This window comes from Gilliamella sp. CG35 (genome assembly GCF_046635745.1).
GTDB lineage: Bacteria > Pseudomonadota > Gammaproteobacteria > Enterobacterales > Orbaceae > Gilliamella > Gilliamella apicola_I.
This window is the reverse complement of sequence record NZ_JBIDFH010000004.1, coordinates 44,393-56,689: the sequence shown is the minus strand read 5'-3', so window position 1 is coordinate 56,689 and position 12,297 is coordinate 44,393. Positions and strand designations below refer to the sequence as shown.

The 12,297-nt window shown below is 35.4% G+C and carries 10 protein-coding genes; 7 read left to right on the top strand and 3 right to left on the bottom strand.

Annotated features, from left to right (window positions below; genetic code table 11):
* The first annotated feature begins 166 nt into the window (after window positions 1-166).
* The 7 genes from murC to yfbR all read left to right on the top strand — a co-directional run bounded on the left by murC (window position 167) and on the right by yfbR (window position 7,522).
* Entirely contained in the window at window positions 167-1,615 is a 1,449-nt protein-coding gene (gene murC / locus ACGH4F_RS02810) for a UDP-N-acetylmuramate--L-alanine ligase (protein ID WP_411589921.1), read from the top strand.
* The gene (locus tag ACGH4F_RS02805) at window positions 1,615-2,523 is read left to right on the top strand and encodes a D-alanine--D-alanine ligase (RefSeq protein ID WP_267352338.1); all 909 of its coding nucleotides are present in this window, start codon (window positions 1,615-1,617) and stop codon (window positions 2,521-2,523) included. Before murC ends, ACGH4F_RS02805 begins: the two co-directional genes overlap by 1 nt.
* A gap of 13 nt (window positions 2,524-2,536) precedes the next feature.
* Entirely contained in the window at window positions 2,537-3,376 is an 840-nt protein-coding gene (locus tag ACGH4F_RS02800) for an FtsQ-type POTRA domain-containing protein (protein ID WP_411589920.1), read from the top strand.
* A 14-nt stretch (window positions 3,377-3,390) separates the two neighbouring features.
* A complete protein-coding gene (ftsA, locus tag ACGH4F_RS02795; protein WP_065558886.1) occupies window positions 3,391-4,644 on the top strand; it encodes a cell division protein FtsA in 1,254 nt (417 codons plus the stop codon).
* Between the two features lie 81 nt (window positions 4,645-4,725).
* Complete coding sequence (ftsZ, locus tag ACGH4F_RS02790) at window positions 4,726-5,865, top strand: cell division protein FtsZ (RefSeq protein WP_065558885.1); 1,140 nt, start codon at window positions 4,726-4,728, stop codon at window positions 5,863-5,865.
* Between the two features lie 67 nt (window positions 5,866-5,932).
* A complete protein-coding gene (lpxC, locus tag ACGH4F_RS02785; RefSeq protein WP_267352337.1) occupies window positions 5,933-6,847 on the top strand; it encodes a UDP-3-O-acyl-N-acetylglucosamine deacetylase in 915 nt (304 codons plus the stop codon).
* A gap of 81 nt (window positions 6,848-6,928) precedes the next feature.
* On the top strand, window positions 6,929-7,522 hold the full coding sequence (gene yfbR, locus ACGH4F_RS02780; RefSeq protein WP_267352336.1) for a 5'-deoxynucleotidase: 594 nt from the start codon (window positions 6,929-6,931) through the stop codon (window positions 7,520-7,522).
* A gap of 102 nt (window positions 7,523-7,624) precedes the next feature.
* Here the strand turns inward: yfbR and ACGH4F_RS02775 are convergent, their stop codons facing one another.
* From ACGH4F_RS02775 to ACGH4F_RS02765, 3 genes are all read right to left on the bottom strand, one after another.
* Window positions 7,625-9,244 carry an ATP-binding protein gene (locus ACGH4F_RS02775; RefSeq protein ID WP_411589919.1) on the bottom strand — a complete coding sequence of 540 codons (1,620 nt, stop codon included), beginning with the start codon at window positions 9,242-9,244 and terminating at the stop codon, window positions 7,625-7,627.
* A 215-nt stretch (window positions 9,245-9,459) separates the two neighbouring features.
* Window positions 9,460-9,591: a hypothetical protein gene (locus tag ACGH4F_RS02770; RefSeq protein WP_411589918.1), complete on the bottom strand. Its 132-nt coding sequence runs from the start codon at window positions 9,589-9,591 to the stop codon at window positions 9,460-9,462.
* Window positions 9,592-9,833: 242 nt separating this feature from the next.
* Complete coding sequence (locus ACGH4F_RS02765) at window positions 9,834-12,278, bottom strand: autotransporter outer membrane beta-barrel domain-containing protein (RefSeq protein WP_411589917.1); 2,445 nt, start codon at window positions 12,276-12,278, stop codon at window positions 9,834-9,836.
* Window positions 12,279-12,297: the final 19 nt, after the last annotated feature.

Genomic DNA, 12,297 nt, shown 5'->3' with positions numbered 1-12,297 from the left:
TAGTTTTTGATATAACTTTATGTAATAATCGTGTCAAGATGTTGCAGGTTAGATCAATGTTTAGATAATAATAGCTTTAAATGCATAATTAGAATTTTACAAAATTAAAAAAGCTCAATAAAAAATAAACAAAATACTCAACTACAGAATATTTAGGAGTTAGATTGTGAATACAAAGGAATTAGCAGAATTAAGAGCAATTATTCCTCAAATGAAACGTGTCAAACATATCCATTTTGTGGGTATTGGTGGCGCAGGTATGGGAGGAATTGCTGAAGTTCTTGCTAATGAAGGTTACGAAATTAGTGGCTCAGATATTGCAGAAAATGCTGTTACTGAGCATCTAAAAAAATTAGGTGCGAAAATTGTGATTGGTCATGCAGCTGAAAATGTGATTAATTCAAGCGTTGTCGTAATCTCTTCCGCAATTTCACAAGATAATATTGAAGTTGTAGCAGCGCGGGAAGCTCGTATTCCTGTTATTCAGCGGGCTGAAATGTTAGCCGAGCTTATGCGTTTCCGATATGGTATCGCTATTGCGGGTACACATGGTAAAACAACGACAACCGCCATGGTCACCGCTATTTATGCCGAAGCGAAACTTGATCCAACGTTCGTTAATGGCGGTTTAGTTAAAGCGGCAGGCACGCATGCTAAATTAGGTAGTAGCCGTTATTTTATTGCTGAAGCAGATGAAAGTGATGCTTCATTTTTACACTTACAACCTATGGTTTCTATTGTTACCAATATTGAACCAGATCATATGGACACCTATCAAGGTAGTGTGGAAAATCTTAAACAAACATTCATCTCTTTTTTGCGTAATTTACCTTTTTATGGTCTAGCGGTGATGTGTTATGACGATCCAATTAATCGTGAATTATTACCGATTGTTGGACGTAAAATTATTACTTACGGTTTTAGTGAAGAAGCGGATGTGGTAATTAAAAATTATCGCCAAGAACGAGGCGTCAGTTACTACACTGTGTGTCGTCCAGATCGTAATGATTTAGAAATCGAATTAAATGCACCTGGTAAACATAATGCTTTAAATTCAGCGGCCGCAATTATTGCAGCGACTGAAGATGGCATAGATGATCAATCGATCATTAATGCATTGGCAAAATTTGCTGGTACAAGTCGGCGTTTTGATTTACTAGGCGTTTTTCCGCATGCTAATGGTAAAGACATTATGATGGTTGATGACTATGGTCATCATCCAAGTGAAGTTAATGCAACGATACAAGCGGCTAAAAATGGTTGGCCGGATCGTCGTTTAGTTATGCTATTCCAACCTCATCGATATACACGTACTCGTGATTTATTTGATGATTTTGCTCAAGTGCTATCTCAGGTTGATGCGCTTGTAATGTTAGACGTCTATTCTGCTGGTGAGCAACCGATTGCCGGAGCAGATAGTCGTTCTTTGTGCCGTTCAATTCGTAATCGGGGCAAAGTGGATCCGATTTATGTTTCAGATTTAGATCTCTTACCTGAAATGATGAAAGAAATTTTAAAAGGTGGAGATCTGTTATTAACTCAAGGCGCGGGTAGTGTAGGTCGTATTGCACGTCAGTTAGCCGATGCTCAAATTTTTTCAGGAGAAGGTCTATAATGATTGATAAAGTTGCGGTATTGTATGGTGGAACATCTGCAGAGCGGGAAGTATCGCTTAAATCAGGTCAAGCTGTACTAGCAGGATTATTGGCTAGTGGAGTTGATGCCCATCTTATAGATACTAAAGATCAACCAATTACCAACTTAAAAGAAGATGGCTTTACTAAAGCATTTGTCATTCTTCATGGTCGTGGTGGTGAAGATGGTATTGTTCAAGCAATTTTGACTTATCAAAATATTCCTTATACCGGTAGTGATGTTTTATCGTCTGCACTAACTATGGACAAGTTAAAAACTAAATTAGTTTGGAAAGCGCTAGGTTTACCAGTTGCTGATTATGTTATGGTAGAAAAGAGCTGCTCAATTGATACTGATGCCATTGTGCAAAAGCTTGGGCTTCCTTTATTTGTAAAACCAAGTCATGAAGGTTCAAGTGTAGGAATGACGCGAGTTAATCACGCTAATGAGCTTAAGACAGCTCTCGAACATGCTTTTAAATATGATAATTCTGTTATGGTTGAATCATTTTTATCTGGCCCAGAATTTACCGTTGCTATTGTTGGAGAAGACGTTTTACCGTCAATTCATATCAAACCGGCGACAAAGTTTTATGATTACGATGCAAAATATTTGTCAGATTCTACGCAGTATTTTTGCCCAAGTGGATTATCTGATGAAAAAGAGCAAGAGATCCGTAAGTTAGCACTTGATGCTTATAAAGCGGTTGGCTGCCGAGGTTGGGGACGAGTTGATATTATGTTTGATGCTAATCAAATCCCTTATTTGTTAGAAGTTAATACCGCACCAGGAATGACAGATCATAGTTTAGTTCCCATGGCTGCAAAACAATATGGCTGGTCATTTAAAGAGCTTGTTAGTCGAATCTTGAATTCAGCAACAATATAACTGGCCTTATTTTATGAAACAAATTCGGCAAGCCGCTCATAGAAGGGAAAACCTAAAAACTAGGCGCTTGCTTATTTTTAGTAGCAAAGAGCAGTTGATTGGCTTTTTGTTTCTACTAACAATTATTGTTATTAGCGTTTGGGTCATTCAAAGTGTTAAAAATTGGATGGATGATCCAGAGCAGATGGTATTGTCACAATTAAATTTTAGTGGCGAATACACTTATACGACCGAAGATGACCTTAGACAAGCGATTCTGGGATTAGGGTTACCTAATACTTATATTGGTCAAGATGTAAATGATATACAACAAGAAATATTAAGATTTCCGTGGGTAAAGCAGGTTAGTGTACGTAAGCAATGGCCAGATAAATTAATTGTTTATGTCGAAGAGTACAAACCGGTCTTTTATTGGAATGATTTATTTTTACTAGATAAAAATGGAAATGTATTTAGTGTGCCGCTAGATCGTATTGGCGAGTTAAAATTACCCAGACTTTATGGTCCGGAAGGTAAAGCAAAACCAGTATTAGAAACGTATTATAAATTAGATGATCTTTCAAAAAAATTAGCTAGTAATCAATTAGCTTTGCATATTCAATCTGCGATAGCTGATGAGCGAAATGCTTGGCAGCTAATGGTGAAACAGTGTATAGCCGATTTTTGTGAAGAAAATCATGAAATAAAATTGATGTTAGGTAACGAACATATCGAACAACGTTATCAACGATTTATCAAATTATTTCCTGAAATTCAATCAAGAATACCAGCTGATGAAAGAATAACGGTCGCTGATTTACGTTATGAGAATGGCATTTCAGTACAAAGAGAAAAATGGCTCAGTAGGGAATAATTTAAGGCTGAAATATGAAAGCAACAGAAAAAAAATTGGTGGTTGGACTAGAAGTAGGTACATCAAAAGTACTCGCTCTTGTTGGCGAAGTTCTTCCCGATGGTATTGTCAATATCATCGGCGTTGGACATTGCCCATCAAAGGGGGTTGATAAAGGTGGTGTAAACGATCTTGAGTCTGTAGTTAAATCAATCCAACGTGCAATTGATCAAGCTGAATTGATGGCTGATTGCCAGATTTCCTCTGTTTATTTAAGTCTTTCTGGCAAACACATACGTTGTCAAAATGAGATAGGCATGGTGCCAATTGCCGATGAAGAAGTGACTGCCGAAGATGTTGAGAATGTTGTTCATACTGCCAAATCAGTAAGAATACTAGATGAACACAGAATATTACATGTAATTGCGCAAGAATATTCTATTGACTTGCAAGAAGGAATTAAAAATCCAATAGGATTATCTGGCGTTCGGATGAAAGCGAAAGTGCATTTAGTCACTTGTCATAATGATATGGCAAGGAATATAGTAAAAGCAGTTGAACGTTGTGGATTGAAAGTTGATCAGCTTATTTTTTCGGGGTTAGCATCAAGCTATGCAGTATTAACTGATGATGAAAAAGAGTTAGGGGTTTGTGTCATTGATATCGGTGGTGGAACGATGGATGTGACAGTTTACACAGGCGGAGCATTACGCCATTCAGTTGTCATCCCTTATGCAGGAAATGTCGTGACGAGTGATATCGCTTATGCATTTGGTGCTCCTCCAATGGATGCAGAAAATATCAAAATTCGTTATGGATGTGCTGTTGGTTCATTAATCGGTAAAGATGAAGTTATTGATGTGCCAAGTGTCGGTGGTCGACCGTCTCGTTCTTTACAACGTCAAACACTGGCTGATGTCATTGAACCTCGCTATTCAGAATTATTATCGTTAGTACAAAAAGAATTATTATCATTACAAGATGAATTGAAAAAACAAAATGTAAAATATCAATTAGCTGCAGGTATAGTATTAACTGGTGGTGCAGCACAAATAAAAGGAATGGTGGAGTGTGCTGAAAAAGTTTTTCAAAATCAAGTTCGTGTAGGACAGCCGTTAAATATTTCAGGATTAACTGATTATGTACAAAAGCCTTATTGTTCAACGACAGTAGGATTATTACATTACGGGAAACAAAGTTTATTAAGTGATGATGGCAAAGATAATCATAAGTCATCATTAAAAGGGATAGCTAAACGATTGACCGGTTGGTTTAAAAAAGAATTTTAGCTAATATATTTCAAGAACTTCGTGGACATTGTTGGCGGTTATATGTACAATGTCCTTAGATCGTATATTTGGAGATAAGTTATGTTTGAGCCTATGGTTGCAGATGATGAACCAGCAGCAGTCATTAAAGTTATTGGTGTCGGTGGTGGCGGTGGTAATGCTGTCGAACATATGATTGCTGAGCATATTGAAGGTGTTGAATTTTTTGCGGCAAATACTGATGCGCAAGCATTGAAAAGAATTAAGGTAGGTCAAACTATCCAAATCGGCACGAATGTGACTAAAGGTCTTGGTGCAGGTGCTAATCCGGAAGTGGGTAGAAACTCTGCCGAGGAAGATCGTGAGGTCATCCGCAGTGCAATTGAAGGTGCTGATATGGTGTTTATTGCCGCTGGTATGGGTGGTGGCACAGGTACGGGCGCTGCTCCAGTTGTTGCCGAAATTGCTAAAGAATTGGGTATTTTGACGGTTGCTGTTGTGACTAAACCATTTGGATTTGAAGGTAAAAAGCGTATGGCTTTTGCTGAACAAGGCATCGCTGAGTTAGCAAAACACGTCGATTCACTTATTACTATACCAAATGATAAATTGTTAAAAGTTTTAGGTCGTGGTGTTAAACTATTAGATGCATTTGCCGCAGCAAATGGCGTATTAAAAGGTGCTGTGCAAGGTATCGCAGAATTAATCACCAAACCAGGACATATCAATGTTGACTTTGCTGACGTTAGAACAGTGATGTCAGAGATGGGATATGCTATGATGGGTTCTGGACGTGCAAGTGGCGATAATCGAGCTGAAGAGGCGGCTGAAATGGCTATTTCAAGTCCACTACTTGAAGACATCGACTTATCTGGTGCGCGTGGTGTATTAGTTAATGTAACCGCTGGTTTAGATCTTGGTTTGGAAGAGTTTGAAACAGTGGGTAGCACGGTAAGAGCTTTTGCTTCTGATAATGCAACAGTAGTTGTTGGTACAACTTTCGATCCAGATATGTCAGATGAAATTCGTGTTACTGTGGTTGCAACGGGTATTGGTATGGATAAACGTCCTGAAGCGAAAATAACCAAACCAATTCAACAAAACTCATTGTTTAGCCAAAATAACAATTTGGGTCAACAAGAAGAGAAATTAGCTAAAGTAGTGAATGAACAAGCAATTTCTCCGCTTGAAGAAAATAAGATTTTAGATATTCCTGCTTTTATTCGTAAACAAGCGAATTAAAAGTGAACTTAATTGATTTTTTATTGTCATAGTTCAATAGAAACAAATAAAAAAACAGTAGGTGCTAATGAAACAAAGAACATTAAAAAAGACAATTCAAGCAACTGGTGTCGGTTTACATACTGGCAAAAAAGTTACTTTGACGTTGCGTCCTGCTCCTGAAAATACGGGTGTTATATATCGTCGAACTGATTTGAATCCTTATGTTGATTTTCCTGTGGATGCTAAATCGGTTCGCGATACAATGCTTTGTACCTGTCTGGTTAATGAAGATAATGTGCGTATTTCGACGGTTGAGCACATCAATTCAGCATTAGCAGGACTGGGTATTGATAATATTATTATTGAGGTTAATGCACCAGAAATTCCTATTATGGATGGTAGCGCAAGCCCGTTTGTCTATTTGCTGCTTGATGCTGGCATTGTTGAACAAAATGCGCTTAAAAAGTTTTTACGCATCAAAGAGACGGTACGTGTTGAAAATGGGGATAAATGGGCTGAAGTGAGACCATATAGTGGATTCAGATTGGATTTTACAATCGATTTCCATCACCCAGCAATTGATAATAGTTCTCAACGTTATCAGTTGGATTTTTCATCTGAATCTTTCATTCGTCAGATTAGCCGTGCAAGAACGTTTGGTTTTATGCGAGATATCGAAGCATTACAATCTAAAGGTTTGTGCTTAGGTGGTAGTTTAGATTGTGCCATTGTGGTGGATGATTATAAAGTTCTCAATGAAGATGGTTTACGATTTGAGGATGAGTTTGTTCGCCATAAAATGCTAGATACTATCGGCGATCTGTATATGAGTGGTCACAACATGATAGGTGAAGTGATTTGTTACAAATCAGGACACGCATTAAATAATCAATTATTACAAGCGTTGTTAGCTAAACAAAGTGCATGGGAATATGTTACATTTGCTGATGATCAAACTGTTCCGCTCGCATTGGGTACAAAACAGCTTGTTTTAGCTTAACAATTTGTTTTAAAAATGAATTTAAACGCTTCCATTTTTTAATGGGAGCGTTTTTGTTTTTATAACTCATGAGATGATGATATGAATAAAAGCCATTTTTTTGCTCATCTTTCACGATTAAAATTAATTAATCGTTGGCCGTTAATGCGCAATGTCAGAACAGAAAATGTATCTGAGCATAGTCTTCAAGTTGCTTTTGTTGCACATGCGTTAGCAATCATCAAAAACAAACATTTTGATGGAAAAGTTAATCCTGAAAGAATCGCTTTATTAGCTATGTATCATGATGCATCTGAAGTGATTACTGGAGACCTTCCTACACCGACAAAATACTATAATCCTCAAATTACAACAGAATACAAAAAGATTGAAAAAATTGCACAAAACAAGCTAATTAATATGTTACCGCAAGAGTTACAAGATGATTTTAGAACGCTCATCGATGATGACTTTTATGATGAAACAGAAAAAAACATTGTCAAACAGGCTGATGCGTTATGTGCTTATCTTAAGACGATTGAAGAGCTTAGTGCCGGTAATAATGAGTTTAGATTGGCTGAGCAGCGTTTGAAAAAGACATTGTCTGAACGTGGAAGTCCTGAAATGAATTATTTTTTAGAAATATTTGTGCCAAGTTTTAGTTTATCGTTGGATGAAATCACGTTAGATAAATAATAAATGTTAAAGCCTAATTGCGGTTAACTACAATTAGGTAACTTATATGTTATTTAATTTCATTTTCATGAGACATATTTATAAATTATCAGGTCATTACAATTATGATACTTCTCGATAAAGGACTGCTAATGACAGTGATATTTTAAAGCATGTTCCTTTTTTCTTACCAAGATTGAATAACTGAATATTACCGCCAAGTTCATTAACACAAGATAAAACCAAATATAATCCCATACCACGATTATCTCCTTTGGTTGAATAGCCTTTTTGGAAGATATGCTGTACCTCTTTTTCAGAAATACCTATCCCGTTATCAATGATTTCGATGTAAAAATAGCCGTTTTGGACAGTAAAATTTATCTCTATTTTTTTATCAGCTAAACTATGAACGGCATCTAAACTATTATCGATTAGATTGCCAAGAATAGTGATTAAACTATGAATGACTAAGTGATTAGAAATAGGGGCGAGCATTCCATTAATGTTAAAAGTTAACGATACCCCTAATTCTTTTATTCGACTCAATTTACTATTGAGAAAGCCAGCAATAATGGGGTCTTTAATGTACTGACTAATCTCATCTAATTCTGGTTGTTTATTGCCAATAATACCTTCTAGATAATTGACTAATTCCTTTTTATTGTTTTGATATGCTAGCCCATAAATTACATGCAATTTATTACTAAATTCATGTGATTGAGAACGTAATGTGTCGGCATCACGATTAATGCCTTTTAATTTCTCTGCTAACTGGCGTATTGCTGTTATATCACGAAAAGAAGCAATGGCTCCGACTAATTTATTTTTTACATATAATGGAATACGATTAATCAAAATTACCACACCATCAATATTTTGCTCACAATCATATTCAGCAATCCCCTTGTTCATAACTTCATTTAAACGTGTATTAGGAATCAGGGTGCTAATAGATTTGCCAATAATGTTTTCCTTACTCTTATCCATATGTAATATTCTAATGGCTTCATCATTAATTTGTGAAATTAATCCATTTCGGTTAATCACCACTATGCCTTCTTTGACGGTTCTAATAATGGCATTATGTTCTTCAAAAAGTTGAGCCATTTGGGTAGGTTTAAATCCATACAATCGTTTCGAAATATGACGCGATAACAAACAAGCTAAAATAACAGCTAACGTAAAGGATACAAATAATGATAACCCGATTGGTTGGCTTGACTTTGAAGCCAGATAATTAATTTTTTGTCGTGTTTGTCCAACTAAAACCATACCAATTTGTTGACGTTTATCATTGAATATCGGACTCATTGCGCTAATTGAATCGTCAAATGTTCTTGTTGATGAGGATTGATGGGGCGCTTCTTGTAACGTTTTTTGTTCATTGCCACCTACTCTAGGTTCTCTTATATTATTTATATCGGGATGCGAATACCGTACACCTTGCATATTAAAAATGACAATAAAATCGACTAAAGAAAGTTGGCGAACTTGTTCGGTATAATGTTGGATTGCTTGTAAATTGTCTGACGTGGGATTACTGACTTGATCAATGAGATTATGATTAGTTGATACTAATTCGGCAATATCTTTAAATCGTTGAGAAGACAGATAAAAATACTCTTTGTTTATCACATAGATAATATAAATATATTGAACAACAACTGAAAATATAAATACAGCGCAAATCAAACTGATAAGCTTAGTTTTAAGCGTTAATTGATTAATCATAGATTTCATATTTTATTCTTCAGCAATAAAGTTGATGGTTCAAGAATATGAATGCAGATGAGATAAAAGTTATTAATTAAATACGCTATTTACAGATTTCATACTCTATCGATTTAATTAATGATTTTTTGGCTATGGGTTGTATTGTTGACTTATTCATCAATACGTTAGCAAACTTGGATTCAAATGCATTCGGTAAAATAGATTCAGAAGCAAGGTTATCATCAGTATTGGATCTTAAATAAAACCTTATCCGTGGCTAAAGTGGTATATTGAGGCTGATTATCTAAAGCATGATGAAATTTACACTGCAGTTTTGTACTTAATGCTAATGCTTTTTCTTCAAAGATTGTCATAACGCATTCCTTATGTTTGATAATAGTGTTAAGTGCTAAAATCAGAAGAGTAAATAAGTAAATAGCTAATTTTTATTAAAGACATCAGTGATAAATGTACGTTTTTATCATTAAAAGGCAGTTTACGAATGATACTGAATATCAAGAACGATTGAAAGATATTATTTAATATAAAACTAAGGTGATACATTTTACCACCATAGTTTTATATTGCGAACTTTAATACAATCAAGTTTGAAATTTTAGAAATCTATCTTAGCACTTGCTGTAAAATAATGACTATTCTTTTTACTTTGACCAAAGTATTGATAATCAAGATTTAAATTTATCAACTGATATTGATAATTGATTCCAGCCCCTAAATTATATTGATTTTTCGTTCTATTTGATGAATAGTTATGCATTTTAGATAATCCATTAATGCCATTAAGGGTAATATCACTATCAAATTTATTGCGACTAAAATTAAAAGTATAGCCGGTTTGACCCGTTAAAGTTAATTGACTATCCTTATTTTTGAAGAAAGAATATGTTGTGGTCAAATCAAGCGGCATCAATAGAGCAGAATTTGTCGCTTGACCATATTTGACTAAGTTGATCTTATCATAGCTAACATTGTGAGCACTGTTTTCGGTATAAATATAAGTTAAGCCAATACTTGGAATCATTGCAAATTCTTCGGTATTTTGCCAATGATAGCCAATAGCACCACCAAAATTCCATGTTTTGTTATTGAATTTTTCCTTGATAGTATTAAAACTATCGTGAGTTTTTAAATCATTTTTTCCGAAAGAATAGCCTGCGAACGTAGACCCAAGCATATTATTAGGAAATTTATAACTGCTGTATAACTGAATTTGATATTGATGGATATCAGAATCATTTGATGAAGCCGCTTTATCCTTATATTTTCCAGTGGAATAACCAATGGCACTACCCACTAAAAAATTATCGATAACTTCTTTATCAAACCCGAGCATAAAGCCATTAGAGGTGTATTTATATCCAGAAATGCCCTGATTATTATCGGTATTTTCATAATGGTGAGTCAGGTTAACCCATAAATTATTTTCTTCACCTTGATTTAGATGAAATTGGTGAGCTCGTTTATCTAAAATGGCTTTGGTATCATTCAGTGAATTCATTGCGATTTCAGTTAAGTGTAAACCATGATTGTTATTATAAAGCCCAGCGATATTTTGATTAAAAAATAGTGTCGTTCCTTTTGATTCAATGGCTAAATTACCACGTGCCATATTGCTGAGTATTTGCCAATTTAATTCCCCAGCTTTGGTATTAGTTTTACTTATCATTTCATTATTATTTGTGTTATACATTGATTCATAAGCGACTTTTACCAAATTATCAGTCAATCGTTTTGCGACATTTTTTGAAGAAATACCTGATTGTTGATAATAACGTGAGATTTGGCGTTTAGCTGCATTTTGTGCATTTTTTACATCATCGAAATTGGTGACATTGCTCGCATTGACAAATACAAGTTCATTTCCCGATTGCTTAAAGTTCAAGTCCCCATAAATATTTTGAACAAGTGGTTTTAGTTGACCGTCTTGAATAGAGTGTATAGTTAATTTATTATTTGCGGCTAAAACTGTCGCATTTACATCGGTTGTCGTATATTTCAATCCATTTTTGATAAAATCATCTGTTACTGAAAATTTGGCATTAGATGAAAGATTGATGTTATCACCGCGTATTACATTGACCTGTTTGGTATCAGAAATACCAAAGCTAACGATACCATCAATATTGAGTTGAGATGTTTTATTGGTTTGATCGCTAATTGACAGTGAACCCTTAGAGGATTCGATTGTCGCATTTTTACCAACATTTACTTGTCCATTTGGTGCGAGTTTTATAAAACCATTACCTCGGCTTGCACTCAAGATTCCTTGATCTACAACATCGAAATTACCACCACGACTGACATCAACCGTTCCCTCTCGCATGACAATCATTTTGCCTGTTTTACCTATTAAAACAGAAGAACGATTAGAATCCTTGTTTGTCGTTTCTAATACTGTTTTTGCACCAATGATTTCAATGTCTCCGCCCGTTAAATTAAAGGTACGGGTGGTCAGTCTTGCAGGGGCAGAGGCAGTGCCAGCTAGATGATTATCGCCACTACGAATATTCGTATCACCGTCAACAATAACCGTTGTTTTTCCTGTAGAATTTGGGCCGGCGCGCATTACGTTACCGGCTAAAATCATCAAACCACCTCGTTGTTTATCTGCACCTAACTCAACATTAATATCACCCGAAACATGAACGTTAATATCGTGCTCTATAGGATCAAAAGGAAAATCACTGTGTAATCCTAAATATTGGGTAAAGAATTTGGTATCAAATTTACCAATCCACGTGTCATTATAGATTTGAAAATTGCCTTTGATGAACATGTTAATGTCACCTTGTGCATTTGAGGCGGATTCGGTAGCTGTTTTGCCACTAAAACCCAAATGGAAAGATGCATCATCTTTAATCGTTAAACCATTTTCTGCAATAATATTCACTGGTGTAGTGCTGCTATTTGTTAAAAAATAACGTTCATCGATTTGGTTGAAAGGTAAAATGATGTCTGTAGTCACATCATGATTGTAAGCTTGTACACAATTGGCGCTAAAAGCACTGATTACTAATAAAGATATTGATTTCAATTTCATTGTTTTTTTAAGTTAATTT